Origin of the sequence: Nocardioides sp., assembly GCF_030019515.1 — a bacterium.
Classification (GTDB): Bacteria; Actinomycetota; Actinomycetes; order Propionibacteriales; family Nocardioidaceae; genus Nocardioides.
This window is the reverse complement of sequence record NZ_JASEEQ010000004.1, coordinates 61,649-86,648: the sequence shown is the minus strand read 5'-3', so window position 1 is coordinate 86,648 and position 25,000 is coordinate 61,649. Positions and strand designations below refer to the sequence as shown.

General features: G+C 73.7%; 22 protein-coding genes. 9 read left to right on the top strand and 13 right to left on the bottom strand.

What is annotated here, in order from left to right; all coding sequences use genetic code 11:
- Positions 1-23 precede the first annotated feature (23 nt).
- The 5 genes from ribA to QMC84_RS07065 are packed head-to-tail and all read right to left on the bottom strand — an operon-like array spanning position 24 to position 4,485.
- On the bottom strand, positions 24-626 hold the full coding sequence (gene ribA, locus QMC84_RS07085; RefSeq protein WP_300373268.1) for a GTP cyclohydrolase II: 603 nt from the start codon (positions 624-626) through the stop codon (positions 24-26).
- Positions 623-1,318, bottom strand: a complete 696-nt coding sequence (locus tag QMC84_RS07080; protein ID WP_300373266.1) for a dihydrofolate reductase family protein — start codon at positions 1,316-1,318, stop codon at positions 623-625. Before QMC84_RS07080 ends, ribA begins: the two co-directional genes overlap by 4 nt.
- Complete coding sequence (locus QMC84_RS07075; RefSeq protein WP_300373264.1) at positions 1,311-2,168, bottom strand: lysylphosphatidylglycerol synthase domain-containing protein; 858 nt, start codon at positions 2,166-2,168, stop codon at positions 1,311-1,313. Before QMC84_RS07075 ends, QMC84_RS07080 begins: the two co-directional genes overlap by 8 nt.
- Positions 2,165-3,076: a glycosyltransferase family 4 protein gene (locus tag QMC84_RS07070; RefSeq protein ID WP_300373261.1), complete on the bottom strand. Its 912-nt coding sequence runs from the start codon at positions 3,074-3,076 to the stop codon at positions 2,165-2,167. Before QMC84_RS07070 ends, QMC84_RS07075 begins: the two co-directional genes overlap by 4 nt.
- Complete coding sequence (locus QMC84_RS07065; RefSeq protein WP_300373259.1) at positions 3,073-4,485, bottom strand: 6-carboxytetrahydropterin synthase; 1,413 nt, start codon at positions 4,483-4,485, stop codon at positions 3,073-3,075. The genes QMC84_RS07070 and QMC84_RS07065 overlap by 4 nt, the downstream gene beginning before the upstream one ends.
- 21 nt (positions 4,486-4,506) lie before the next feature.
- On the opposite strand from QMC84_RS07065, the gene QMC84_RS07060 reads away from it, so the two are divergent.
- Complete coding sequence (locus tag QMC84_RS07060) at positions 4,507-6,600, top strand: CDP-alcohol phosphatidyltransferase family protein (protein ID WP_300373257.1); 2,094 nt, start codon at positions 4,507-4,509, stop codon at positions 6,598-6,600.
- Here QMC84_RS07060 and QMC84_RS07055 read toward each other — a convergent pair.
- The 3 genes from QMC84_RS07055 to QMC84_RS07045 form a co-directional block, all read right to left on the bottom strand.
- Positions 6,590-7,306, bottom strand: coding sequence for a zf-HC2 domain-containing protein (locus tag QMC84_RS07055; protein ID WP_300373255.1), 717 nt, complete (start codon positions 7,304-7,306; stop codon positions 6,590-6,592). The two genes, QMC84_RS07060 and QMC84_RS07055, sit on opposite strands and share 11 nt — an antisense overlap.
- Positions 7,303-7,827 (bottom strand): sigma-70 family RNA polymerase sigma factor, encoded by a 525-nt coding sequence (locus QMC84_RS07050; protein WP_300373253.1) that lies wholly within the window; start codon positions 7,825-7,827, stop codon positions 7,303-7,305. The genes QMC84_RS07055 and QMC84_RS07050 overlap by 4 nt, the downstream gene beginning before the upstream one ends.
- A 77-nt stretch (positions 7,828-7,904) precedes the next feature.
- Positions 7,905-10,076 carry a DEAD/DEAH box helicase gene (locus QMC84_RS07045; protein WP_300373251.1) on the bottom strand — a complete coding sequence of 724 codons (2,172 nt, stop codon included), beginning with the start codon at positions 10,074-10,076 and terminating at the stop codon, positions 7,905-7,907.
- A 292-nt stretch (positions 10,077-10,368) separates the two neighbouring features.
- Between QMC84_RS07045 and QMC84_RS07040 the strand changes: the two genes are divergently transcribed.
- Positions 10,369-11,187: a YwiC-like family protein gene (locus tag QMC84_RS07040; RefSeq protein ID WP_300373249.1), complete on the top strand. Its 819-nt coding sequence runs from the start codon at positions 10,369-10,371 to the stop codon at positions 11,185-11,187.
- 62 nt (positions 11,188-11,249) lie between these two features.
- On the opposite strand, the gene QMC84_RS07035 is transcribed toward QMC84_RS07040, so the two are convergent.
- Positions 11,250-12,470, bottom strand: a complete 1,221-nt coding sequence (locus tag QMC84_RS07035; protein WP_300373247.1) for an FAD-dependent oxidoreductase — start codon at positions 12,468-12,470, stop codon at positions 11,250-11,252.
- Positions 12,471-12,627: 157 nt separating this feature from the next.
- Between QMC84_RS07035 and QMC84_RS07030 the strand changes: the two genes are divergently transcribed.
- The 3 genes from QMC84_RS07030 (at position 12,628) to QMC84_RS07020 (ending at position 15,570) form a co-directional block, all read left to right on the top strand.
- Positions 12,628-12,831 (top strand): DUF2892 domain-containing protein, encoded by a 204-nt coding sequence (locus QMC84_RS07030; protein WP_300373245.1) that lies wholly within the window; start codon positions 12,628-12,630, stop codon positions 12,829-12,831.
- Positions 12,832-12,976: 145 nt separating this feature from the next.
- Positions 12,977-13,345, top strand: a complete 369-nt coding sequence (locus QMC84_RS07025; protein ID WP_300373243.1) for an STAS/SEC14 domain-containing protein — start codon at positions 12,977-12,979, stop codon at positions 13,343-13,345.
- Positions 13,342-15,570, top strand: coding sequence for a hybrid sensor histidine kinase/response regulator (locus QMC84_RS07020; RefSeq protein ID WP_300373241.1), 2,229 nt, complete (start codon positions 13,342-13,344; stop codon positions 15,568-15,570). Before QMC84_RS07025 ends, QMC84_RS07020 begins: the two co-directional genes overlap by 4 nt.
- A 36-nt stretch (positions 15,571-15,606) precedes the next feature.
- Here QMC84_RS07020 and QMC84_RS07015 read toward each other — a convergent pair whose 3' ends face one another.
- The 3 genes from QMC84_RS07015 to QMC84_RS07005 form a co-directional block, all read right to left on the bottom strand.
- Positions 15,607-17,091: a WS/DGAT domain-containing protein gene (locus QMC84_RS07015; protein ID WP_300373238.1), complete on the bottom strand. Its 1,485-nt coding sequence runs from the start codon at positions 17,089-17,091 to the stop codon at positions 15,607-15,609.
- 96 nt (positions 17,092-17,187) lie between these two features.
- The gene (locus QMC84_RS07010; RefSeq protein ID WP_300373236.1) at positions 17,188-19,257 is read right to left on the bottom strand and encodes a dehydrogenase; all 2,070 of its coding nucleotides are present in this window, start codon (positions 19,255-19,257) and stop codon (positions 17,188-17,190) included.
- Positions 19,258-19,269: 12 nt separating this feature from the next.
- Complete coding sequence (locus tag QMC84_RS07005; RefSeq protein WP_300373234.1) at positions 19,270-20,361, bottom strand: SDR family oxidoreductase; 1,092 nt, start codon at positions 20,359-20,361, stop codon at positions 19,270-19,272.
- A gap of 363 nt (positions 20,362-20,724) precedes the next feature.
- Here QMC84_RS07005 and QMC84_RS07000 point away from each other — a divergent pair, with 363 nt between their 5' ends.
- From QMC84_RS07000 to QMC84_RS06990, 3 genes are all read left to right on the top strand, one after another.
- Positions 20,725-21,294: a TetR/AcrR family transcriptional regulator gene (locus tag QMC84_RS07000; protein ID WP_300373232.1), complete on the top strand. Its 570-nt coding sequence runs from the start codon at positions 20,725-20,727 to the stop codon at positions 21,292-21,294.
- 147 nt (positions 21,295-21,441) lie between these two features.
- A complete protein-coding gene (locus tag QMC84_RS06995; protein ID WP_300373230.1) occupies positions 21,442-21,675 on the top strand; it encodes a heavy metal-associated domain-containing protein in 234 nt (77 codons plus the stop codon).
- Positions 21,676-21,770: 95 nt separating this feature from the next.
- Positions 21,771-23,660: a cation-translocating P-type ATPase gene (locus tag QMC84_RS06990; RefSeq protein WP_300373228.1), complete on the top strand. Its 1,890-nt coding sequence runs from the start codon at positions 21,771-21,773 to the stop codon at positions 23,658-23,660.
- 68 nt (positions 23,661-23,728) lie between these two features.
- Here the strand turns inward: QMC84_RS06990 and QMC84_RS06985 are convergent, their stop codons facing one another.
- Positions 23,729-24,061, bottom strand: a complete 333-nt coding sequence (locus QMC84_RS06985) for a cupin domain-containing protein (RefSeq protein WP_300373226.1) — start codon at positions 24,059-24,061, stop codon at positions 23,729-23,731.
- 124 nt (positions 24,062-24,185) lie between these two features.
- On the opposite strand from QMC84_RS06985, the gene QMC84_RS06980 reads away from it, so the two are divergent.
- On the top strand, positions 24,186-24,977 hold the full coding sequence (locus QMC84_RS06980; protein ID WP_300373224.1) for a Crp/Fnr family transcriptional regulator: 792 nt from the start codon (positions 24,186-24,188) through the stop codon (positions 24,975-24,977).
- Positions 24,978-25,000: the final 23 nt, after the last annotated feature.

Sequence of the window (25,000 nt, the reverse complement as noted above, 5' to 3'; positions counted from 1 at the left end):
CCCGGCGAGCAATCGCGGCGCGTCTACGCGCCCAGGTCGAGCGTGTGGTCGGCGTGCCGGGCCTTCGCCGCGAGGTAGCGGGCGTTCGCCTCGGAGCGGTGCACCGCGGTGGGGACGCGGGCGGCGACCGTGATCCCGCCGAGGGTCAGCTGCTCGGCCTTGTCCGGGTTGTTGCTGAGCAGCGCGACCCGGGAGACGCCGAGCGCGGCCAGCATCTGGGCCGCGACGGAGTAGTCCCGCTCGTCCTCGCCGTATCCGAGCGCGACGTTCGCCTCGTAGGTGTCCAGCCCGGCGTCCTGGAGCGCGTAGGCGTCCAGCTTGGGGTACAGCCCGATGCCGCGCCCCTCCTGCCGCAGGTACAGGACGTACCCGCCGACAGCGTCGACGCGCCGGAACGCCTCATGGAGCTGCGGCCCGCAGTCGCAGCGCTGGCTGCCGAAGACGTCGCCGGTGAGGCACTCGCTGTGCACGCGCACCAGCGGTACGTCGCCGGGCGAGCCGAGCCGCAGGGCGAGGTGCTCGCCGGGGTCGGTCAGGCCGTCGAACGTGTAGAGCCGCGCCAGCGTCGACCAGCCGTCCGCCAGGCGCAGCGGCACCATCAGCTCGGTGCGGACCACGGCCGTCACGACGCCCCCTCGAACCGGGAGGAGAGCGCGTAGCGCAGCAGCACGACCTCGCCGATCCGGCGGACGTCGACCAGCCGCGCCGGCCGGCCGGGCTGGAACGGGAACGGGCCGTCGTCGACGAACCTCCGGGCGCGGGAGTCGCCGACGAAGAACGGCGCCACGACCAGGTGCAGCTCGTCGGCGAGGTTCTCGGTGAGGAACTGGGTGTGGATGGTGCCGCCCCCCTCGACCATCAGCCGGCGCACCCCCCGCTCGTGCAGGTCCTCGCTCATCCGGCGCATGGTGACCCGCGGCCCGCCGTCGACCACCGTCGCGACCGCGCCGAGCCGCGACCGTGCCTCGGGCGCACCGCCACTGCTGCAGTACACGAGCTTCTCGGACTCGCCGGTGGTGAAGAACCGGCCGCGCGGGTCGAGGCGGCCCTGGCAGGTCACGGTGACCTTGAGCGGGGAGGGCTTCAACCCGCGGGACACCCGCTCGTCGCGGCGCTCCTGGTCGCGCACGAGCAGCCGCGGGTTGTCGTTGCGGACCGTCGCGGCGCCGACCATGATCGCGTCCGACTCGGCGCGGATGGCGTCCACCCGGTCGAGGTCGGCGTCGTTGGACAGGATCAGCCGCTGGTCCGAGGCGCTGTCGAGGTAGCCGTCCAGCGACATGCCACAGCTCAACAGGGTGTAGGGCCGGTCAGGCACGGGCAGGCACCCCCTGGGCGAGCTGTCGCTGTCGCTCGGTGAGCCGGCCTCTGGCGAGCACGCCCGTGGCGAGCAGCACGGCGCCGGGGAGGGTGGCGACGAGGGCGAGTACGCCGTAGACCACCGCGACCGTGGCACCCTCGGCGGCGCCGAGGCCGGCGCTCGCGAAGGCCCAGGCGGCCGCGCCCTCGCGGGGCCCCCAGCCGGCGACGTTGAGCGGGATCGCGGCCGCGAGGAGCACGACGAGCGCGAGTGGCAGCAGCTCCGCCAGCGTCGCGTCGGTGCCCGCTGCGCGGGCGGCGACCAGGAACACCACGACGTGGCCGGCCGCCGCCAGGACCGACGCGGCCACGACCTGCGGCCACCGCACCAGCGCGACCGCGAGCCCGGCGCCGACGGCCACCGCGGCCGCGGGCCAGGGTGAGACCGCCAGCAGCACCCCGCCGGTCGCGACCACCTGCACCACCTGGCCGACGACGCGCTCGAGCGCCACCGGCATCGGTCCGTGCCGCACCGCACGGTGGACGTCGCCGAGGACGCCACCCGGCAGCGTGGCGTTGAGGAACTGCGAGCGGTAGTACGCGCCGACCGCCGGCCGGAGCGGTACGTCGACCCCGAGCCGCGCCGCGACCACACGCCAGCGCCAGGCGCAGCACAGGGTCGTGAGCGCGGTGATCGCGAGCGCGGCGAGCAGGGCGGCCGGCGAGGTGGCGCGGACCGCGTCGAGGAACGGCCCGGTCCCGACCCGTTCGACGACCACGGCGAGCACCGCCGCGCCGGCCGCGACCCGCCCCCACTTCATCGCCAGGCTCATCGCCGGGCTCATCACCGGGCTCATCACCGGGCTCACCGCAGGGCCTCCAGTGCGTCGGCGACCAGGCCGGTCGTGCGGTCCCAGCCGGTCAGCGTCTCCCGCCGCCGCAGCGCGGCCGCCCTCAGGTCGGCCCGGCGCCCGGCGTGGGTGAGCCAGGTCCGCAGGGCGTCCGCGAGCGCCGCCGGGTCCTCGGGCGGCACCAGCACTCCCCCGTCGCCCAGCGTCTCCCGCACGCCGCCCACGTCGGTGGCGACCACCGGGATGCCGCGGGCCAACGCCTCGGTGACGACCATGCCGTAGGTCTCCGCGCGGGACGCGAGCACCAGCAGGTCCGCCTCGGCGTACGTCGCCTCCAGGGCCGAGCGGGTCAGCGGGCCGGTGAGCCGTACCGCGTCGCCCAGCGCGGCCGCGAAGGCCGGCTCGACGTCCAGCGACCCGACCCCGCGGCAGGTCCAGTCGAGGTCGCCGAGCCGGGCGAGCGCGGCCGCCAGCACGTCGTACCCCTTCAGCGGCGTCACGGCGCCCACGGCCAGCAGGGCCGATCCGTCCGGCGTCCCGGGTGCGACCGGGGCCGGGTCGACGCCCGGCTCGGCGACGAGCACCCGGTCCGGCGCCAGCCCGTAGCCCTCCACCAGCCAGGTCCGGGTCCAGCGGCTCGTGGCGATCACGCCGGCCGCGGCGCGCAGGACGTCGCGCTCCCACGGCGCGTCCGGCCCGAGCGGCAGGTGCACCAGGACCACCAGCCGCAGCCGGCCCGCCTCCGCCACGAGGTCCGGCGTGGTCAGCAGGCCGTCGACCAGGGCCAGCGCCCCGTCCGGGACGGTGGCCGTCGAGGTGTGCTCGACGGCGCCCAGCCCGTCGGCGACCCGACGATCGTAGACGTTCCCGCCGCTCGGCCGGGCCGGGTCGTCGACGCCTGCGGGCAGCACCAGGTGGACGGTCACACCGACCTCGCATAGCCGGCCGAGGCGATGTGCGACTCGTGCAGGGTGACCACGAGGCCCGTCACGGGCCCGAGCTCCGGCGTCCGCTCCGCGAGCCGGTCGGCGACCGTCCGCGCGAGCAGCTCGGTCGAGGTGTTGACGCCCGCGAAGTCCGCCTCGTCGTCGAGGTTGCGGTAGGTGAGCGCGCCGAGCACCTCGCGCAGCAGGTCCGCGGCGCGACCGATGTCGAGGAGGATCCCGTCCGGCCCGAGCTCGGGCCCGGAGAACGCCGCGTCGACGACGTACGTCGCACCGTGCAGGCGCTGCGCCGGTCCGAAGACCTCGCCGGTGAAGCTGTGCGCGATCATCATGTGGTCGCGGACCGTCACGGTGTACACGGCGCGTCCCCCCTCCGGGTCCGGGTAGCGGATGGTGTGGCACAGCGCCTCGAGCCGGCCGTCGGCCAGCCGCGCCATCACGTCGGGCAGGTCCGCGAAGTCCGACTCCCCGGTCAGCAGCACGTCGAAAGCCGGGTCCCGGAGCAGCTCCAGCGCGAGCGCCAGCCGGTCGCTGTGCGTCCGGGTCGCCCGGCGGGCAGCGGCCACGGCGCCGACCTGGCTGGCGCGGATGCCGAGCCGCCCGGAGTGGAACGCCCCGCCGAGCGAGAGCTGCACCGGCCGGTCGCCGTACCAGCTCAGGTCGAGCACGGTGCCCTCCGGTGCGAGCAGGTCGAGGGAGAGCTGCAGCCCCGCGGCGGCTGCGCTGCAGTGCACGACGGCGTCGCGCGCCGCCGGCGCCTCGTCGGGTACGGCGAAGCCGACGCCCAGCGCGGCCGCGACCCGGGCCCGCGCCGGGTCGACGTCGACCAGCGTGACCTCGGTGGCGGGGATCCGGGCGAGCAGCCGGGCCACGCAGCACCCGACCATCCCGCCGCCCACGACCGCGATCCGGTCCCCGACCAGCGGCGCGAGGTCCCACAGGGCGTTGAGCGCGGTCTCGACCGTGCCGGCCAGCACCGCGCGCCGGGCCGGCACCCCGTCCGGCACCGGGACGACCGCCGTGGCGGGCACGACGTACTCGGTCTGGTGGGGGTAGAGGCAGAAGACGGTCCGGCCGACGAGGTCCGAGCGCCCCGCCTCGACCCGGCCCACGCTCAGGTAGCCGTACTTCACCGGCCCGGGGAGGTCGCCCTCCTGGTGCGGCGCGCGCATGACCGCCCGCTGGTCGGCCGGGACCCGGCCGAGGAACACCAGCGCCTCGGTCCCGCGGCTCACCCCGGAGTGCAGCGTGCGCACCAGCACCTCGCCGGCGCCCGGCGGTCGCGGCTCGACCGGACGCAGCTCCCCGTGCCCGGGCCCGCCGACCCAGAAGGCACGGGCCGAGCGGGTCGGGGTGAACCCGGCCGGCGCGGCGTCCGTAGGACTGGTCACACCCACACACACGGAGGTGCCGTGCCGACGGTTCACCACCGGCTCCGACGACCAGCGGACGCCGTCACGCTGGTCCGGGCGGCGCTGGCCGTCGTGGTCGCCGTCATCGGGCCGACCGGTCCGGGCCTGGTGCTCGTGGCGATCGCGCTCTCGCTCGACTGGGTGGACGGCCAGGTGGCTCGGCGTACCGGCACCGCGTCGGCGTTCGGAGCCCGCTTCGACATGGAGACCGACGCGTTCCTGATCGCGGTGCTCAGCGTGTACGTCGCCTCCGCGCACGGCTGGTGGGTCCTGGCGATCGGCGCGGCCCGCTACCTGCTGTGGCTCGCCGAGCGGCTGTGGTCGTGGCTGCGCCGGCCGGTGCCGACGCGGCACTGGCGCAAGGTCGTGGCCGCGGTCCAGGGACTGACGCTCGCCGTGGTCGCCGCGGGCCTGGTCCCCGGCACCCTCGCCGAGGTCGCGCTGCTGGTGGCCCTCGCCCTGCTGGCGGAGTCGTTCGGCCGGGACGTGTGGTGGCTCTGGCGGACCCGGCGCCCGCCGCACGACCAGGCGGCGTACCCCCGCGGTGGCGGCCTGACCCTGACCGCCCTCGCCGTGGTGTGGGTCGCCCTGGTCCTGCCCGACGGACCGGCCGGGCTGGTGCGGGTGCCCGTCGCCGCGGCGCTGCTGATGGTGCTTGCGCTGGTGCTGGGCGCGCGGGCGCGGCTGTTCGCCGCACTGCTGGTCGGCCTGGCACTCGGCGTGCTGGTGGTGCTCGGCCTCGCGGACGCGGGGTTCCGCGCGATCCTGGACCGCCCCGTCGACCCGGTCACCGACTGGGTCTACCTGGGGCCGGGGGTCGGGGTGCTGGGCGACTCGGTGGGCCGGCCGGCGGCGGTCGCGACCGCGGTCGCCGCGGGTCTCGCGGCGGTCCTGGTCCTCGTCGCGCTGCCACTCGCCACCGTCCGGGTCAGCCGGCTGGTCGTGAGCCACCGGCTCGTCTCGGCCCGGGCTGCGGGAGCGCTTGCGCTCGCCTGGCTGCTCGGGGCGGTCATCGGGCTGCCGGTGGCCACGAGCGGCGCGGCCGGCCTGGCCTTCGACGAGGTCCAGCAGGTGCGCGCCGACCTCGCCGACCGGCGCGCCTTCGAGCAGGAGATCCAGGCCGACCGCTACGCGGACGCCCGCCCGGACAGCCTGCTGACCGACCTGCGCGGCAAGGACGTGCTGGTCGTGTTCGTGGAGTCCTACGGCCGAGTGGCCGTGCAGGGCACCTCGTTCGCGCCCGACATCGCGCCGGGCGTCGACGCGGTGCTCGACGCCGGCAGCCGGCGGCTGCGCGCAGCGGGCTGGTCGGCACGCAGCGCGTTCCTGACCTCGCCGACGTTCGGTGCCGCCAGCTGGCTGGCCCACTCCACCCTCCAGTCCGGGCTGTGGGTCGACAGCCAGCAGCGCTACGACCAGCTGGTGGGGGACGACCGGCTGACCCTGGCCTCGGCGTTCGAGGGCGCGGGCTGGCGCACGGTCTTCGACGTACCCGCGAACACCCGCGACTGGCCCGAGGGGGCGGCCTTCTACGGCTTCGACCAGCTCTACGACTCACGCAACGTCGGCTACCGCGGGCCCGAGTTCGGCTACGCGCCGATGCCGGACCAGTACACGCTGGCCACGTTCCGCCGGCTCGAGCTCGAGCAGCCGCACCGGCGGCCGGTGATGGCCGAGATCGACCTGGTCTCCAGCCACCACCCGTGGGCCCCGTCCCCGGACCTGGTCCCCTGGGACCGGGTCGGCGACGGGTCGGTGTTCGACGAGACCCCCACGCAGCCCGGCTCCTCCGACGTACGCCGGCTCTACGGCCAGTCGATCGAGTACACGATGGACACGCTGGTGTCGTTCCTCGAGACCTACCCCGACCCGGACCTGGTCCTGGTCGTGCTCGGCGACCACCAGCCGCACTCCTACGTCACCGGACCGGACCCCGGCCACGACGTACCGGTCTCGGTGATCGCCCGCGATCCGCGCGTCGTCGACCGGATCGGCGGCTGGGGCTGGCAGCCGGGCCTCCACCCCGCACCCGACGCCACCGTCTGGCGGATGGACGCCTTCCGGGACCGCTTCCTGGAGACCTTCAGCCGCTGATCCGCAGCACCGGGTGGCCGTCGGCCGCCCGGACCTGCACGGACACGATGTCCTCGCGCAGCGCGGCGGTCGCGCCGGTGATCGTCAAGGTGCGGCCCGGCAGGCCCCGCCAGCTGGCGACGGGCTCGACCCGGCCGTCGCGGGTGCGCACGACCAGCTCGTACGTCGGCGGCCCGGCGTGGTACCCCTCGCCGTACGGCGCCTGGTAGCTGCAGGTCAGCTCGAGACGGGTCCCCCACGCCACCGACGTCATCGAGAGCCACCCGGTGACGCCGTCGGCGCCCACCGGGGTCATCTCGAGCGCCGAGGCGGACGCCGTGGGCACCGCGACCGGGGCGCCGTCACCGTCGTTCATCGTGGCGACCGCGACCGACGCGGCGCCGACGACCACGACCGCCGCGGCCGCGGCCAGGCCGGCGAGCCAGCGCCGACGACGGCGACCCGTGCGCACCTCCCGCACCAGCGCCGGCAGCAGGGTGTCGGGCACCGGCTCGTCGACGGGCGCGGACTCGAGGACCTCGGCCGAGACCTGGGAGAGCAGGCCGGGCAGGCCCGCCAGCTGCTGCACCGACCGCGCGCAGTCCTTGCAGCCGCGCAGGTGCCGCTCGAACTCCAACCGCTCCTCCGGCGCCAGCGCGCCCAGCACGTAGGCACCGTCGAGGTGGGCCAGCTCGCAGCCGTCGGCCGGGTGGGGTGCGCTGCTCATGCGACCACCCCGCTCTCCTCGAGGACCAGGCGCAGCGCCCGCAGCGCGTAGTGCGTGCGCGACTTCACGGTGCCCTCCGGCACGCCGAGCCGCCGCGAGGCCTCCGCGACGGACTGGCCGCGGTAGTAGCACTCCAGCAGCACCGCCCGGTGCTCGGTCGAGAGCCTGGTGAGCGCGTCGGCGACCACCCACGAGAGCAGGAGCTGGTCCGTGCGGTCCGGCTCGCCGGCCCCGTCGGGTACGTCGGCGACGGCGATCTCGCTCTGCGACCGCTTGGTGCGCCACTCGTCGATGACGATGTTGCGGGCGACGCGGAACAGCCAGGCGCGCACCGACCCGTGCGCCTCGTCGAGGGCGGGGAAGTTCCGCCAGGCACGCAGCAGCGTCTCCTGCACCACGTCCTCGGCGCGGGCCCGGTCCTGCCCCGTCAGGCGCAGGCAGTAGCCCCAGAGCGCAGCGGCGTGCTCGTCGTGCAGCTGCTGCATCAGCGCCTCAGGGCTTCCCTGACTCTCGGCGGCCATCACACCTCCCACCCGTCACACGCAGGAACCGGCTGTCGGGTTCAGTGTGGACCAGGCGGGCTGCCGAGATGCGGGTCTCAGGAGGCGGCCGCGCGCTCCTGTGCCTCGGTCAGCGCCTGGGTGAGCAGGGCGACGAGAGCCTCGAGCTGGATGTCGACCGAGGACGAGATCTCCTCGTCGGAGCCGTCCAGGGCGACGGCGGCGAGACCGGCCTTGCTGTCGATCAGCTCGGCGACCCGGGTGTCGATGGTCTGCGAGGCGATGATCCGCCACGCGGTCACCGGCTCCTCCTGCCCGATCCGGTGGACCCGGTCGATCGCCTGGGTCTGCTCCGCGTCGGTCCAGGACAGCTCGGCCAGGACCACGTTCGAGGCGACCTGGAGGTTGACGCCCACGCCCGCCGCGGTCAGCGAGCAGACGATGACCGCGACCTCGGGGTCGTTCACGAACGCATCGATGTTGCGCTGGCGTACGGCCGTCGTCTGGTCGCCGCGGATCGAGGAGTAGCGCAGCCCGCGAGCGGCGAAGGTCTGCTCCGCTTCGTCCATCACCTCGATGTGCTTGGCGAAGAACACGACCTTGCCGACGTTGCGGGCGAGCTGGGCGGCGTAGTCGGCCGCGAGGCCGGCCTTCGCCTTGCCGATGCGCCGCATCATGCTGAAGACGTTCTCGCCGCTCGAGGTGTCCATGTCCTCGCGCTCCCAGGTCGCCACCCGTCGCACGAGCTCGTGGTCGATGCCGTCGACGACCCGGCCCTCCTTGCGGGTGGCCAGCGCCATCTCGTAGCGCTCCACGAGCCGGCGGGCGAGCTCGCGCTCGGCGGCCCGGATCGAGCGCCCGGCCTCGTCGTCGAGCTCCACCGGCAGGTCGGCGATCCGGCGGGCCGGGATGTCCGCGGCGACGTCGATCTTGCGTCGCCGGACGATGCCCATGTCGACGACCGCACGCCGGGCGTTCGGGTAGAAGGCCGGGTCGGCGGGGGTCAGGCCGGTGTCCTCGAGGGCGTCCATCAGGGCCCCGAGCGGGACCTTCTCGTCGATCCAGCCGAGGAACTCCCAGATCGCCTGGAAGTCCTCGATGTCGTTGATGAGCGGGGTTCCGGTCAGCGCCATCAGCAGCGGCCGGGCGAAGCGGCCGCGGATCCGGTCGGCGAGCTGGAGGACGTGCTGGGAGCGCTGCGAGGACTTGTTCTTGATGAAGTGCGCCTCGTCGACGACCATCCCGCGGAAGCCGTGCTGGCCCAGCCAGCCGACGTGCCGGTCGAGGACCTCGTAGTTGATCACCACGATGTCGGCGAAGCCGTCGACGTCGTTGCCGTCGCCGTGGATCACCGTGACCGTGCGGCCCGGGGTCCACAGGCCCACCTCGCGGGCCCAGTTCGTCTTCACGACGTTGGGGACCACGACCAGCAGCGGGTAGGCGTCGGCAGCCTGGGCGGCGAGCAGGGCCTGGGCGGTCTTGCCGAGACCGGGCTCGTCGGCGAGCAGGAAGGTCCGGTGGCCGCTGCCGGCGGCCGCCACCAGCTGGGCCTGGTGGTGCATGAGCTCGCGGCCGGCCGGCAGCCGGACCGCGGAGATCGGCTCGGGCAGCGCCATGCACGAGGCGGCGCCGGTCTGCCCGATCTTCGGCAGCGCGTACTCGAAGGAGCGGAAGAGCGGGCCGAGCAGCTCCCAGCCGGCGAGCCGGCGGGCCCGGCCGCTGCCCTGCTGGGCGTTGGCGAAGTCGGGCACCAGGAACGGGTTGGAGAGCTGGTGCTGGACCACCGACTGCGGCACCACGCGACGCGTCGGCGCCGTGACCACGGCCAGCGGCTCCGGCTCCGCGGGCTCCTCCTCGACCACCTCGAGACCGGCGGCCTCGATCATCCGGCGGCGCAGCTCGTGGGCGGCGTCGGAGACCACCGCCTGCTCGGCGAGGAGAGCCAGCAGCGAGGTGTCGCGGGCGGCTGTCTTCGCGAGGATCGTCGCGATCCCGTCCAGGCGCTTGAGCTGCTCGCCGCGCTGCGCCTCCGTGCTCTCGGCGTCGGCCTTGACCCGGGACCGCTCCTCGCGGACCAGCAGGGCGATCACCTGGAACCTGGTGCGGGTCGACGGGGACACCGCCCCGCGCTGGACGGCGGTCTCCACCTCACGCACCGCGCGGGCGAGCACCGGGATGATGCCTTCGTTGTCGAGCGCGCGGCCGCCACGACGCTGGTTGCGTGCGGGTGCACGGCGACCTGCCGACTGGCGCTGGCCCTGTCGAGCCAAGAACCCCTCCTCCGGAGTGTGCTCGTTCTGAGGTACGACGACCGAGGCGCCCGGGTGGTGCGCTCGGCGACGTACCGGTTCCACGGGTCCGCAGGATCGATGGCACAGACCTGCGAGACCGATGAGTGCCGGGCGAGATGGCCGGGACTCGGCGTGGGGCACACCGGTCCACGACGTGCGACCGGGTGCGAGACCATCGTACACAGCAATCGCCGCGAGGTCCGCATTCCCTGTGCTCCGGCGCACACGCGGTACCCCCACGGATCGAGTCCCGGGATCCTAGGCTCGTCTCGTGACCGCGGACGACCACGCGCCCCGGAGCCGCACGGCCCAGCGCACCTCGCTGTTCCCGCCGCAGCACGGCGCATGGGCGTTCCTGGGGCTCCCGCTCGCGCTCGGGTTCCTGGTCGGGGACCCCACCTGGGCCTGGCTGCCGCTGGCCTGGGCGTGGATCGCCGCCTACCCCGCGTCGTACTTCGTGCTCAGCTACGTGCGGGCCCGCAGGCCCGAGCGGTTCCGCCGGCCCCTGCTCGTCTGGGTCGCGCTGTTCGCCCCGGCGGGCCTCGCGGCGGTCGTGCTGCGGCCCTGGCTGCTGTGGGTCGGCGTCCTCTACCTAGCGTCGTTCGCGGTCAACCTCGCCTACGCCCGGCGCAACCGGGAGCGCGACCTCGTCAACGATGCGGTGTTCGTGGCCCAGTGCTCGGGCATCGTCGTGGTGACGGGGCTGGTCGGCGACGATCCCGACGCGGCGATGCCGGCAGCACTGCTCTCGGCCGTGCCGAGCCAGGCCTGGCTGCTCGCCGTGGCGTGCGCCCTCGTCCTGCTCGGGTCGACGCTGCACGTGAAGTCGCTGCTGCGCGAGCGCCGCGATCCGCGGTACGCCCGGGCGTCCCGCGCGTTCGCCGTGGCCTGCCTGCTGGCCAGTCCGCTGCTCGCCCTCGCCTGGCACCTGCCCGCGGGCTGGCTCTTCGTGCCCGCGTTCGCGGTCCTCGCGGGCCGCGCGCTGCGCCGCGACTGGTCCGGCATGCGGCCCGGCACCATCGGCATGGTCGAGCTCGCGGGCTTCGTGGTCCTCCTCGCGGCCGCGGCGTCGGCCGTGGCGGCCGCCTGAGCGACCGCCACGGCCGTCCCCCTCACCGGTCGCCGGAGTCAGGACGACCGGGGTCGGAGCGGTCAGGGCAGCTGGACGTGCCCGTTGCGCATCTTCCAGAGGAAGTACTTCTCGAAGCCGAGCTTCATCAGGTGCGCTTGCGGGCCCGGGATCAGCACCCCGTGCTTGCGCGGCGGCAGCATCTTGTCGGCAAGGATGATCACGCCGTTGTTGCCGGCGTCCATCACGCACACCGCCTTGATGTCGCCGAACGACTTCGTCCGGGCCGGGACCTCGCCCCGGATCTGCGCGGCGATGTTCGCGGCGGCGGTGTGCGCCATCACCTCGGTCGGGAACCCGGTCTTGGGGATCCCGACCGGCGTCGGGGTCTGCCACGGCACGTCCACGGCCGCCGCCACGCCGACGGCGTAGACGTCGTCGTACTTCTCGCTCTGGTAGGTCGGGCGCACCTGCACGTAGCCCTTCTCGTCGGCCAGGCCGTCGGACCGGGTGAGGAAGTCCTGCCCGGCGAACGGCGGCACCACCATGCCGAAGCCGAACGGCAGCCGCTCCCCGTCGGCGAGCACCAGCGAGCCCTCGTCGACGTGGTCGATGCCGACGCTGATCCGCGCCTCGATGCCCTCCTTCCTCAAGAACATCCCGAGCAGCTGCTCGCCGTGCGGCAGGCCGCCGATGCCGAAGTGGCCGAGGAACGGCTCGGCGGTCACGTAGGTGAGCCGCACCTGCTTGCGCAGGCCCGCCTTCTTCAGCTGGTAGGAGGTGTTGAAGAGGAACTCGTACGCCGCCCCGAAGCAGCCCGCCCCCTGCGTCGCGGCGATCACGACGTCGCGCGGCCCGCCGGAGCCGCGGGAGTCGTCGAGGTAGCGGCGCCAGGCGGCCCCGGCGCGCTCGGCCTCCGGCAGCGTGGTGATCGTGTTGGCGTTCTCGGTGAAGCCGGGGACCACGTCGTCCACGTTGCGGTAGCCGGTGGCGATCACCAGGTAGTCGTAGTCGAGCTCGCGGCCGTCGTCGGTCGTGACCTGCTTAGCCACCGGGTCGACCCCCGTGGCGGCGGCGTGCACGAACTCGATGCCGTGGGACTCCAGCGTCGGGGCGACCGGGAAGGTGATGTCGGACCGGTCGCGCTTGCCGAAGGGCAGCCAGATCAGGCTGGGGTTGAACAGGAAGTGGTCGCTCGCGGCGACCACGGTCACGTCCACGTCGCCGTCCAGCTCGTGCCGCACGGCGAGGGCCGCCGTCAACCCTCCGAAGTTGGCGCCGAGCACCAGGACCTTCTTGCGCATCTGTCGAGCCTCTCTGTGTATACCCGATGTGACACCAGATATACCCCCCGGGGTATAGTGCCGACGAGGGTCGAGAGACCCGACGACCGGGTCTTTGTGCCCCGCTCGTCCCGACCCCGCCTGCCCGCAGTCCCGAGCCGAAGGAACCGCCGTACCCATGAGCCTCGACCGCGCCGTGCTCACCCTCGCCGGCACCATCACCCTGATCAGCGTCCTGCTCGTCGCCCTGGTCTCGTCCTGGTGGTTGCTGCTGACCGCGTTCGTCGGCCTCAACCTGCTCCAGTCGAGCTTCACCGGCTTCTGCCCGGCGGCGATGATCCTGCGCCGGTTCGGCTTCAGCGGGAGCTGCGCCTTCCGCTGATCGCCCACCACCGCCGGATCGGGACGATCGGCGTCCCGATCAGATGGCCTCCTCCGCGCCCTCAGGCCGGTCTCGAGCCTGCCGATCTTCATCAGTGCCGGGGGGGCGCATGACTTAGGCTTGCCGTGGCGAAGGAGGCACCGGCGTGGGGGTGGGAGACGATCGCTATCAGGTCTCGTGGGACGAGCGTGCCGGCATAGCCCGGACGGACTGGCTGCCGGGCGCGCGCTGCGACCTGGCCCTGGCGCGGGCGATCGACGCCGACATCCAGGCCCTGGGCCACGGCCGGGTGCTCTCGCTGGTGGACCTGCGCGACGGCGTGCAGATCGACCGTGACGCCCGCGAGTACTTCATCGACCAGAACCCGCACTACCGCGCGGTCGCGCTGGTCGCCCGGAACGCCCCTGCCCGGATGCTCGCGAACTTCTTCCTAGGCCTCAAGCGCGGGGAGATCCCGGTCCGGATGTTCGGCTCCGAGGCCGAGGCGATCGCCTGGCTCCAGGCTCAGCCATGACCAGCGAGGAGCGGATCCAGCCGGTCATCGACCTGCTCACCCGGCTCGCGACCGGCGACCTCGACGCGCGCGGCCCCCGGATCCGCGGTGACGAGGACCTGGACGCGGTGATCTTCGGCATCAACATGCTCGCCGAGGAGCTCAGCGCCAACCGGACCGACCTGGAGAAGCGGATCGAGGCGCGCACCCACGACCTCGAGATCACGCGCCGGGAGGCGGTGCACGCCCGCAAGGAGGCGGAGGCCGCCACCGCCGCCAAGTCGGCGTTCCTGGCCACGATGAGCCACGAGATCCGGACCCCGATGAACGGCGTCATCGGCCTGACCCGGCTGCTGCTCGACACCGAGCTCGACGAGACCCAGCGGCGCTACGCCAAGGGCCTGAGCGAGGCCGGGACCACGCTGCTGACGCTGATCGACGACATCCTCGACTTCTCCAAGATCGAGGCCGGGATGCTGGACCTCGAGCGGGCACCGTTCGACCCGCGGCGGACCGTGGACACCGTCGCCGGCCTGGTCGCCGACAGCGTCTGCCGCAAGCAGGTCGAGCTCGTCGTCGAGGCCGCTCCCGACCTCCCGGCACGGCTCGTCGGCGACGAGGCCCGCCTGCGCCAGGTCCTGCTCAACCTCACCTCGAACGCCGTGAAGTTCACGGCCACCGGCGAGGTGGTCGTCCGGGCTCTGCTGGCCGGGCCCGACCGGTCGACCGCGGGCCCGGACGCGGGCGCGTCGTCGGTCCGCTTCGAGGTCGTCGACACCGGCATCGGCATCCCGCAGCACGCACAGGCGAGCCTGTTCCAGTCGTTCGCGCAGGCGGACCCCTCCACCACCCGCAGGTACGGCGGCACCGGACTCGGCCTGGCCATCTCGCAGCGCCTGGTCGAGCTGATGGGTGGGTCCATCGGCTTCGAGAGCCAGGAGGGCCAGGGCAGCACCTTCTGGTTCGTCGTGCCACTCACGGTGGCGGACACCGCGGCGGCCCCGGGCCCGGCCCCCCTCGCGGGTGCGCGGGCGCTGCTCGTCGACGACAACGCGGCGCAGCGTCGCGTACTCGGTGCCCAGCTCACCGAGGCCGGGTTCCGGGCCGATGTGACCGGGCGCCCGGAGGCGGTGCTGACGCTGATGCGGACCGCCGCGGCGGCCGCGGATCCGTACGCCGTCGTCCTGGTCGACTCCCGGCTGCCGGGCGTCGACGGCCTCGAGGTGCTGGCTGCGATCGGGGCCGACCCCGCGTTGCGGGACAGCCGCCCCGTCCTGCTGTCCGCGACGGCCGAGCTCGACCACGACGCCGTGCTCCGCGCCGGCGTGAGCACGGTCGTGACCAAGCCGGTCCGGCTGAGCGAGCTCCGCAGCCGGCTGACCGAGCTGCTGGCGCCGGGCACGCCGCCTGCTCCCGGCGCTGACGCCCCTGCCGCACCGCGCCGGCCCACGCCGCGCCGGGGGCGGGTGCTGGTCGCCGAGGACAACTCGATCAACCAGCTGGTCGCCGAGGGCCTGCTCACCAGGCTCGGGTTCGAGGTGGACCTCGCCGGCGACGGCACGGAGGCGGTCGCGGCCGTCGCGCGCCACTCCTACACCGCGGTGCTGATGGACGGCCAGATGCCGATCATGGACGGCTACCAGGCGACCGCGGAGATCCGCAGTCGTGAGGTCGGGACCCGCCTGCCGATCATCGCGATGACCGCGTCCGTCACCGAGGACGACAAGCGGCGCGCGCTCGCCGCCGGGATGGACGGGTTCGTGGCCAAGCCGGTCGACGCGGCCACCTTGGACCAGGTGCTCAGCCAGTGGGCTCCGGCCGAGCCGGTCGACCAGAGCGTACCGTCCGACGAGGAGACCGAACCGGCCGACGAGTACCCGACCGACGACCTCGGCCCGGCCCTCGACCTGGAGCGGGTCTCGTTGTTGCGCGGCCTGGGGAACCCGGGCAGCGGGGGCCTCCTGCCCGCGCTGGTCGACGCCTTCGCCGCATCAGCGCCGGCCCTCGCCCGCACGATCGCCGAGGCCGCGGACCGGAGCGACTGGCCCACGGTGCGCGCCCAGGCCCACCAGCTCGCGGGGTCCGCCGACAACATCGGCGCGCGCGCGGCCGGCAGCCTGGCCAGGGCCGTCGAGCGGCACGCGGCCGAGGGCCGGGGGGCCCCGGACCGGGTGGGCGACCGGCTCGAGGCCGAGGTCGCCCGCGCCGTCGAGATGCTGACCCGGACACTGCAGCGCGCCGGGTGACCCAGTCCTGGCGGCCGGTCAGGTCGACGGGCCGGCCTAGCGCCCCACCAGCTGCGGCAGCCGGACGGCCTCGGTGTGCTCGGCCAGCCGTGCGAACGCCTCGGCGAAGCCGTCGACCACCTGCTGGTGGTCCGGCACCAGGCCGGCGTCGGCGGCGAGGCCGACGAACACCTTGCCGTCGTAGCTGTAGATCGTCAGGCTCATCGCCTGGTCGGCCGTGAGCGGCGCCCAGCCCATCATCGCCTCGACCTTCCGACCGGCGATGTAGAGCGGGACCTGCGGACCCGGCACATTGGTGAGCACCCCGACCGCCCGGTTGGCCAGGAGGTCGATCGTGGCCCGGTAGAGGGCCGTGCTCATCCGGCCGATGGCGGCCTGGATGCCGTAGTCGACGACCGCCTCGTGTCCGTTCTTGATCCGGCTCATCCGGCGCCGTACGACGTCGAGGGCACGGACCGGGTCGGCGATGTTCGTCGGCAGCTCGAGCTGCACCAGCGCGAACCCGTTGCCGAGCTCGACGGGCAGGTCGGGGTCGAACGGCTTGAGGTTCACGGGCACGTCCCAGGTGACGCTGTGGCACACCGCGTCGTGGGCTTCGAGATAGGCCCGCAGCGACTGGGCGACGCAGCTGACCAGCACGTCGTTCGCGGTCGCGCCGTGGGCGTGGGCGACCGCCTTGACCTCAGCGAGCGACAACGGCGCGGTCCAGGCGATCGCCTTGCGGTCCCCCACCGTCCCGCTCCACGCGGTGGTGTCGTTGCGGGTCCCGAGCACCAGCTTGCGAGCGGTGTCGACGTCGCCGGGCAGCGCCGACACCACCGGCAGCGCGCCGAGCCGGCCGAGCAGGTCCTCGGAGCGGGTGAGCGCGCTGTGCGCGGCTCCCACGGGGTTGGTGATCGCGCTCCGGGCGACCTGGAGCGACGCCGCCGCGGCGGCGACCGCACGGCCGGTCAGGGAGCCGTCGACGCGGTCCGGCGCCGGCGCCCGGGTCTCGGTGGCCGTCCTCGGCGAGCTCTTCCGGCCCACCTTCCTCGCCACGCCGGGCTCGTCGCCGTCGGGGCTGCAGTCGAAGACGCGCAGCACGAGCTGGACCATCCGGATCCCGTCGGCGATCGAGTGGTGGCTGCGGAACAGCACGGCGCTGCCGCCGTGGAAGCCGTCCACGAGCAGCGCGCGCCACAGCGGCTCGCCGCGGTCGAGCGGGAGCATCCGCTGCGCGGCGATCAGGTCCTGCAGCTCCGCGTCGCCGCCGGGGGCCGGGAGCACCACCCGCTCGAAGCGGTCGTCGAGCTCGGCGCCGGGCACCTCCTCCCAGCACAGGACGCCGTCGTCGTCGCGCACGATGAGGCTGCGGACCACGTCGTACCGGTCCCAGAAGCGCTCCCTCATCACCTCGCGGAAGCGGTCCCAGTCGATCGGCTCGGCGGTCCAGAAGAGGCTGTCGACGACCATCAGGTTGCCGGGCTTGTCCATCGCCAACCAGAGCGCGTCCTGGCCGCTCAGCCGCTGTCGTCCACCCATGACCGCCTCGCCCTCGCTACCCGCTGGTAGCGCCCATCGTCACGCCGTCCGCGGCCGGCGGGCAGGGACGAACGTCACCAGTGCGCGCGCCGAGCGTCACGAGCCGCTGCGGCCCGCCCCCACGGCGGCCCGGGCGGCGAGCGCGCGCTCCCGGATGCCCGCGATGTCCTCGGCGCTGTAGACGCCGTTCACCCCCGAGATCGTCGCCAGGCGCATCCCGTGCTTGAGCCCGAGCTTGTAGATCTCCTTGACCTTGGGCCACTCGATGTTGCGCCCGACGGTGAAGGTCTCGTAGCGACCCTCGAGCGCGAGCACGACGGTCTCGGCCAGGCACGCGTAGGCCACGTTCTTGGGCAGCCCGATGCTCTTCATCCGTACGTCGCCGGGCAGCTCGATCTCACCGGACTCCACCACGAGCACGTCCGGGCGACGGGCCACGTCCGCGGCCGAGAGGTCCAGCGGGCGCGCGACGTCGGTGATCACGCATCCCGGCTTGACCGCCATGATGTCGAGCACCCGCTTGCCGGCGCCGGAGGTGGCGGTGACGATCAGGTCCATCGCCGCCAGGTGGTCGTCCGGGGTGGCCGCGACGTGGACCTTCGCCCGGGGGTTCTCCCGCTGGATCTCCTGCTTGAGGGCGAGCAGCTTCGCGGACTCCGGCGAGACCAGCCACAGCTCCGCGCTCGCGAGCGCGAGCAGGCGCGCGCACACGGAGCCGATCGCCCCGGTGGCGCCGACCACCATCGCCTTGCCCTTGAGGCGACCCTGGTCGTCGACCGGCGCCAGGCCGAGCTGGAGCAGCGCCTCGTGCGCGGCCCACAGGGCACCGGCGGCGCTGTAGCTGTTGCCGGTCGTGATCGGGAGCGGCGCCTTCTTCGCGACGGTGACCCCGGCATCGCCGACCACCTTCGTGAACGCGCCGAGACCCATGATCTGGGCGCCCAGCCGGCGCGCCGTCTCCGCCGCGGCGAGCAGTCGCCCGTAGGTGAACTCGGGGCTGTGCGCCATCAGCTCCTTGGGAGTCCCGCCGACGGAGATCAACCAGCCCTCCGCCTCCGCGCCGGTCGGGGAGACGATGCCGGTGACGTGGCTGTAGGTGAACGGCGGCGCGTAGGCGACCGCCTTCTCCACGGCATCCATGACCACGCCCGGCGCGACCTTGGAGAGGGTGCGGAGCGGCTCGACGTGGGTGAAGTACTGCTGGGACAGGGGGTGGATGACGAACGCGAACCGGCTCTTGCGCTTGAACCCGTTCGGGTGGAGCACCCGGGGCTCGAAGCCGGCGGCGACGATCATCTCCAGGAGGTCGTCGTTGGTGAGCCGGCCGGACGCGTGCACGGACGCCAGCATCAGCGCCTCGAGCACCGCCGCGCCCACGGTGACCCCGAACGGCTGCGGCGTCACGTCGACGACCAGGTCCACCCCGCGGTCGCCCAGGTCGGCGAGCCGCTCCTCCGAGATGGACCTGCTGATCAGGGTCTTGCCCGCGAGGTCCTCGAGCCCGAACCCGGCGAGCTCCTCGTACGTCGCGACCACGACGTCGCAGTCCCGGGCCGCACGCCGGGCCAGGGCGTGGCTGACCACGTGTCCGGGAGCCTGGAGCTGCGCCTGCACGACGCCCGGCAGCAGCCCCAGCGACGACCTGCCGAGGTCTGCCGCGACCGCAAGCAGCGGGTTGGCGTCGAGCCGGGCGGGCAGGTCGATGCGCAGCAGCGGGTCGGCGAACTCGAGGTTCGCCGTGTACTCGCGCAGGATCCGGGTGGTGCGCTCGTGGTTCTGGCCGCCGAGAACGACGGTGCGGGCGTTGTCGAAGTAGCCGGGCATCTCGGTCTGCACGCGCCGCACGGCCCACTCCTGGAGCACGCCGAGCAGGGCATGACCATCCGTGACCGGCACCGCGTCCGTGGCCCGGACCACCCGCTCGATCGCGGCCAGCTCGCCGTCGTACAGGCCGCTGGCCTTGGCCTCGCGCAGGCCGCTGACCGCGATCGCCGCGGCGTGTGGCGCCATCGCCCGCACGAGCTCCTCGGCGGCCGCCAGGTCGCCGTCCGTGCCGATCCGCCGGATCCGGAACCGGTGGTGCAGGAAGGTGACGGTCTCGTCGTAGTCCCGCTCGCGGCCGGCGAGGCTGACGTTCACGACGAGCGGGAGCTCGGTCCTCGGCATGGTGCTCGACCCTCAGACCATCGCCGCGGCGTCGATCTCCGGGTGCTCGACCATGTAGTCGAGGAGCCGGCCCGCGTAGGAGTCGAAGGACGGGCACCGGACCCCGGTGCCCTCGAGGTCGGAGGAGGTCTGCGCGGTGTCGTACGTTGTCGGTGAGGCGAAGTAGTCCAGCGACTCGGCGGGGATGCCGAGCAGCCGCTCGACGCCGGGCAGCGCCACCAGGGCGCGGGTCGGGCCGAGCGGCAGCGGCAGCCACACGATCCGGCGGCCCAGGTGCCGGCCGAACGTGGTCACCAGCTCGCGGACCGTCGGCGGGTGCGGGTCGGTGAGCGCGTAGGTGCAGCCCACGGAACGGTCGAGCACGGACAGCGCGTCCATCGCGTCGACGACGAAGTCCCGCGGCACCAGGCAGAACCGGACGCTGTCGGCGTCACCGACGGCGGGCACCACCGCGCCCCACCGCGGCTGCCGCCGCAGGAACGTGGCCAGGTAGTACGGACCGTCGTACTTCTGGGTCTCCCCGGTGCGCGAGTCGCCGACGACGATCCCGGGCCGGTAGACCGTCGCCGGCAGTCCCTCGGCCATCGCCCGACGGACCAGCGCCTCGGCCTCGAACTTCGTGGACTCGTAGTGGTTGCGGAACTCCTGCCCGGTGTCGAGGTCGTCCTCGGAGAAGCGGCCGGCGTGACGGCCGCTGACGTAGCAGGTGCTGACGTACTGCAGCCGGTCGAAGCGCTCGCGCGTGCGACAGAACTCGAGGACCCGCTCGGTGCCCCCGACGTTGACCCGTCGGGCCACCGCCTCCGGCACCGAGAGGTCGTAGACGGCGGCCAGGTGCCACACCTCGGTGACGTCGGCCAGGCCCGCCTGCGCGGCGGGCGCGACGCCGAGACCGGCTGCGGTGATGTCGCCCTCGACGAGCTCGACACGCCCGGCGACGTGCGGCTGGTCGGCCTCGATCCTGGCGAGCCGCGTGCGCGCCTCCGAGAGGTGCTGGGGCTGGACCACGCAGATCGCCCGGACGCCGTCGCGTCGGGAGAGCAGCCGCCCGAGCAGGGCCGATCCGAGGAATCCCGGGAACCCGGTCATCAGCAGTGCGGTCACGTACTGGACGGTAGCTTCAGCGCGCCTGGAGTGCCTGAGGCGTTGGGCCGGAGCTTCGGGACCTTTGGCCGCCCGGCCTTCTGCCGACAGGATGGCTGTCGCACGGCACGCGCTGCACCAGCCCCCTGCGCGACGGGCCCATGCCGACCGGGGATGGTGCTCGGCCTGCCGAGGCAGCTGTCGCGAGGCAGCGGGTGCGCATCCGCTCAGGCGGAGAGGTCGACCACGATCCTCCGGCCCGGGTGATCGTGCCGCCCACAGCAGCGCCTCTGCGCCTGCGCCCACGCAAGCCGCGTACGACGTCCTGGAAGACCGGACCGTAGGTCGCTCTCCCAGGCCACCCGAGTCGGTAGCCTGCGTGCTGTGACCGCCCCGGACGAGCACCTCCGCGCCGACGCGGTCCGCAACCGAGCGGCGCTGCTCGACGCGGCCGCGGACGTGCTGGCCACCACCCCGGAGGCATCCCTGGCCGAGGTGGCCAACCGGGCCGGCCTGGCCCGCGCCACGCTGTACCGGCACTTCGAGAGCCGCGACGCGCTGCTGGACGCGATCCAGGCCGAGGCGCTCGAGCGGGCCTCGGCCGCGCTGGCCGGTGCGGGCCTGCCGGACTGCGACACCCGCGAAGGCCTCCGGCGCGCCGGCGCCGCCCTGGTGCCGCTCGGCATGCGGTTCCGGATCCTGCTCACCGAGGGCTCCGACACCGACCCGGAGTTCCTCGCCGCCCGCAACCGGACGCTGGCGCCACTGCTGGCGCTGCTCGAGCGCGGCCAGGCGACCGGCGAGATCTCCCCGACGGCGAGCACGCCCTGGCTCGGCCTGGTCCTCGCGGGACTGCTGATGACCACCGTCCGAGCGGCTGCCGCGGGCCTGGTCGATCCCGGCGACGCCGGCGAGCTGGTGGCGGCGGCGTTCCTCGACGGCTTCGGCGCCTGACCCTCGCCCGGAGACGCCACGCCGAGCGCCCCCTGGCCGGGACGGCGGCCGATCTGCGGTTCATTGACGCGCGTCATGGTGGCGTCCGCGCAGGCGAAATACCGTCCCTGACATCACTCGAAACACCTGATGAAAGGGATGAGAACCATGAGCACGACAAGCGCCGTCACCCACACCGTCCTCCGCGCCGAGGGCTTCTCCTGCCCGTCCTGCGTCGCCAAGATCGAGAAGCGCGTCGGCCGGATCGACGGGGTCGAGCGGGTGAAGGTCCACTTCGCCTCGGCCCGCATCGAGGTCGACCACGACCCGTCGGTCGCCGTCGGCGACCTGGTCGCCGCGGTCGCCAAGGCCGGCTACGCCTCGGCTCCGGTGACGTTCTGATGCCGAACCGTCTGTCGACCCACCTGTCGACCCACCTGAAACACGTGTCCGGACATCTCTCGGGCCTGCGGTCGGGACGGTGGACCGTCCCGACCGTGTCCGGCGTCCTGATCGTCCTGGCACTGCTGGCGGACCAGTTGCTCCTCTCGTCGCTCCCGGGTGACGTGGCGATGGTCGCCGCCGCCGTGGTCGCCGGGACCCCGATCCTGGTCAAGGCCGTCAACGCGCTCCTGGCCAAGGTCGTCGGCATCGACCTGCTGGTCGCCGTCGCCTCCATCGGCGCGATCGCCATCGGCCAGTTCTGGGAGGCGGCAGCCGTCACCTTCCTGTTCGCGGTCGGCCACGCCCTGGAGGCCGCGACCCTGAACAAGACCCGGTCCGCGCTCGCCGCACTGGTGGCCGTCGCACCGGACGTCGCCGTGGTCCTGCGCGACGGCGTCCAGGTCGAGGTCCCGGCCGCGCAGGTCGGGACCGGCGAGACGGTGCTGGTCAAGAACGGCGCCAAGGTCCCGGTCGACGGCATCGTCACCGGCGGCACCGGCGCCCTGGACGAGGCGTCGATCACCGGGGAGTCCATCCCGGTCGAGAAGAGCGCCGGCGACCAGGTCTTCGCCGGCACGGTCTCGCGCGGCGGGTTCCTGCGGGTCCGGGCGACCGGGGTCGGCTCCGACACCACGCTGGCGCGGATCATCCACCGCGTCGAGGAGGCCCAGGACGCGAAGGCGGAGACGCAGCTGTTCATGGACCGCTTCTCGGCCTGGTACACCCCCGCGATCATGGTCCTGGCCCTGGTGGCCGGCCTGGTCACCGGGGACATCGTGCTCGGCCTGACCCTGCTGGTCATCGGCTGCCCCGGCGCCCTGGTCATCTCGATCCCGGTCTCGATCGTGGCCGGCATCGGGCGGGCCGCCAAGGACGGGATCCTGATCAAGGGCGGCGAGTACCTCGAGACCTCGGCGCGCATCAGCGCGGTCGCGGTCGACAAGACCGGCACCCTGACCCGCGGCCGACCGCAGCTCACCGACGTCATCGTGCTCGACCCCGGCCTCGACAGGGCGCAGGTGCTCACCTGGGCGGCCCGCGGCGAGGCCGGCTCCGAGCACCCGCTCGCGCGCACCATCCTCGACGCGGCCACCGCGGAGGGCCTCGGAGTGCAGGGTCTGCCCGACCACACCGAGCCCTTCCCGGGCAAGGGCATCACGGCCACCGCCGAGGGCCACCGGATCCTGATCGGCAACCTCGCCCTGCTCGAGCAGTTCGGGATCGTCGACACCGCGGCCGCCGCGCGGACCGCCCAGGAGCTCGCCCAGGCCGGGCGCACCCCGATGATCGTCGCGGTCGACGACCGAGTCGTCGGCGTCGTCGCCGTGGCCGACGAGGTACGCCGAGACGCCGCCCGGATGGTCGCCGAGCTCCACGCGGCCGGCGTCCGGAAGGTCGTCATGCTCACCGGTGACGCCCGCCTCGTGGCCGAGGCCGTCGGCGCCGCGACCGGCGTCGACGAGGTCCGGGCCGGTCTGCTGCCGGAGGACAAGCTGGAGGCCGTCCTCGAGCTGCAGCGCGAGGGACACACGGTCGCGATGGTCGGCGACGGCGTCAACGACGCCCCCGCGCTGGCGACCGCCGACATCGGGGTGGCCATGGGAGCGGCCGGCTCCGCCGTCGCCGTCGAGACCGCGGACATCGCGCTGATGGGCGACAACCTGATGCGGCTGCCCGAGGCGATCACGCTGGCCCGACGCACAGTCGCGAACATGCGGCAGAACATCACCATCGCCGTCGTCACGGTCGCGTTCCTGCTCCTGGGCGTGCTCCTCGGCGGCGTCACCATGGCGATCGGGATGCTCGTCCACGAGATCTCGGTCCTCATCGTGATCGTCAACGCGATGCGGCTGCTGCGAGCCCGCGGATACCGGACCGAGGCACCGGCTCCTCCGGCGGCGCAGGTGCCGTCGGCGGACCGCCCCGTCCCGCAGGCGGCGTGATCGTGACCGGCTGCCCGGGCCGCTCGGGCGGCTCGGGCCGCTCGGGCCGCTCGAGCGACCCGAACGGCTCAGCGTTGCACGGCCACCGTCAGCAGCACGACGGAGTCCTCGACGGCCTCCACCGAGTGCCGGGAGTCCGGGACGATGATCAGGTCGCCGGCGAGGCCGGTCCACACGGCCTCCGCGGCGGCCAGCGTCACCCGACCCTGCAGCACGTGGAGGGTCGCCTCGCCCGGGTTCTCGTGCTCCTGCAGCACCGATCCGGCACGCAGGGCCACCAGGGTCTGGCGCAGCACGTGCTCGTGGCCGCCGTACACGGTGTGCGCGCTGCGCCCGCTCGGGGCACCGAGCGCGATCTCCAGCTGGTGGCGGGCGAGCGCAAGCAAGGTGATCTTCTGCACGATGGCGCCTTTCCTCGGTCGATCCGCGGGACGATCGGGCTGCATGTCGGTGCGGGAACAGACCCTCGTCCCCAGCACGTTGTAGCTGATGCGTGGACCATAGCCCGGGAGGGAGGTGGGCGTCGTGGCCCGTGAGCGCCGCAGCACCCCGCTCGCCGGCAGCTGCGCGGCACCGCACAGCTGCCCGCGTCCGCTGCGCCTGGACGTCCTGGCCCACGCGCCGTACTTCGCCGGACTGAGCAATGACGAGATCGTCGCGATCGACGAGCGGGCCAAGGTCCGCGGCTACGCCGAGGGCGAGGCCATCTACCACGCCGGCAGCGCCGCGGAGCACCTGTTCCTGCTGGCCTCCGGCCGGGTCAAGGTGCTCCGGCCCGCCCTCGACGACTCCGACGTGCTGGTCGAGGTGATCACCCCCGGGGCGACGTTCGGCTCGGTGGCGGCGCTCGGTCACTCGACCTACCCCGACACCGCGTTCGCGTTGACCGTCAGCTGCGTGCTCCGCATCTCCGCTGCGGACCTCCGCCACGTCATGGCGCGGCACCCGGCGGTCGCCATGGCGGTCCTCGACGAGGTCTCGCACCGGCTCGAGGAGGCTCAGCAGAGCGTCCGACGGCTGTCCGGGGGCACCGTCGAGCAGCGGATCGCCGCCTCGCTCCTGGTGCTGGCCGACAAGCTCGGCGAGCCGCGCGGCGACGGCGTCCTCCTGCAGCTGCCGCTGACCCGCGAGGACCTCGCGTCGATGACCGGGACGACGACGGAGTCGGTCAGCCGCACCCTGAGCAAGTGGCGCCGGGCCGGGCTGATCGAGACCGGGCGACGATGGACCGCCCTGACCGACCGCACTGCGCTCGCGGCGCTCGCCGGAGCCGCCCACGGCCCGGGCCCCGGACCGGCTCGCGCTCGGCGCGGCTGACCGCCGTCTCGACACGCGCGGCC

Coding starts and splice junctions, on each gene's coding strand:
- QMC84_RS06995 (WP_300373230.1), top strand. CDS start 21,442: ATGAGCACGACAAGCGCCGTCACCCACACCGTCCTCCGCGCCGAGGGC.
- QMC84_RS07020 (WP_300373241.1), top strand. CDS start 13,342: ATGACCAGCGAGGAGCGGATCCAGCCGGTCATCGACCTGCTCACCCGG.
- QMC84_RS07050 (WP_300373253.1), bottom strand. CDS start 7,827: ATGGCCGCCGAGAGTCAGGGAAGCCCTGAGGCGCTGATGCAGCAGCTG.
- QMC84_RS07030 (WP_300373245.1), top strand. CDS start 12,628: ATGAGCCTCGACCGCGCCGTGCTCACCCTCGCCGGCACCATCACCCTG.
- QMC84_RS07035 (WP_300373247.1), bottom strand. CDS start 12,470: ATGCGCAAGAAGGTCCTGGTGCTCGGCGCCAACTTCGGAGGGTTGACG.
- QMC84_RS07055 (WP_300373255.1), bottom strand. CDS start 7,306: ATGAGCAGCGCACCCCACCCGGCCGACGGCTGCGAGCTGGCCCACCTC.
- QMC84_RS07015 (WP_300373238.1), bottom strand. CDS start 17,091: ATGGGTGGACGACAGCGGCTGAGCGGCCAGGACGCGCTCTGGTTGGCG.
- QMC84_RS07010 (WP_300373236.1), bottom strand. CDS start 19,257: ATGCCGAGGACCGAGCTCCCGCTCGTCGTGAACGTCAGCCTCGCCGGC.